The sequence below is a fragment of the Micromonospora sp. KC723 genome, assembly GCF_004348595.1.
GTDB lineage: Bacteria > Actinomycetota > Actinomycetes > Mycobacteriales > Micromonosporaceae > Micromonospora.
In genome coordinates, this window is record NZ_SMKD01000289.1 from 1 (window position 1) to 652 (window position 652).

Sequence of the window (652 nt, forward strand, 5' to 3'; positions counted from 1 at the left end):
ACCTGACCTACTTCGACCGGATCGTGCCCTGCGGCATCCGGGACGCCGGGGTCACCTCGCTCACCGCCGAACTGGGCCGCCCGGTCACCGTCGCCGAGGTGCTCCCGGTGGTCGAGCGGCACCTGCCGACCCTGCTCGCCTGAGCCCGACTCGAAGTCACTCCTCTCCGACGGCGACCGCCGGCCCAGCGGGATCTGTCTTTGGACGGAGGTACACGCGTCGCTGCGGTGGCCTACCGTCGTGGTGTGACGGTAGTGATCGTTTTCGTTTCCGCGCTGGTGGCGACGCTGACGCTGGCGTTGCCCGGGGCCCGGTGGCGCCGGTACCGCCGGCGCGGGCTGGCAGCGTGTGCCGTCGCGACCGTGTCGCTGGCGGCGACCGCAGCTCACACCGGAGCTGTCGCCAGGCTCTCCGGCGCCTTTGTGCTGATCGAGCTGCTGGCACTGGCCCTGCTGGTGCAGGTGGCGGTCCGGTGGGCACCGGGTGCGCGGGCGGTCGCCGCCGCCAGCCTCGGTACCGTCGCCGCCGCGGCACAGCCGGTTCGCATGCTGTGGGGCGCTACCCCGCCAGCCACCCGGACGGAGACGGTGTTCCTGATCGCTTGTTGGGCGACGGTCGTGGTGGCGGCGACCGCGGTGGGCGGGCTGCGGCG

At 73.2% G+C, this 652-nt stretch carries 1 protein-coding gene and 1 pseudogene; both read left to right on the top strand.

Going from position 1 to position 652, the window contains the following annotated elements:
- Positions 1 to 143 (top strand): annotated as a pseudogene (locus E1165_RS28690) (lipoate--protein ligase B); the annotation flags it as partial.
- A 102-nt stretch (positions 144 to 245) separates the two neighbouring features.
- On the top strand, positions 246 to 652 hold a 407-nt coding region (locus E1165_RS28695), incomplete at its 3' end, for a hypothetical protein (RefSeq protein WP_207917075.1).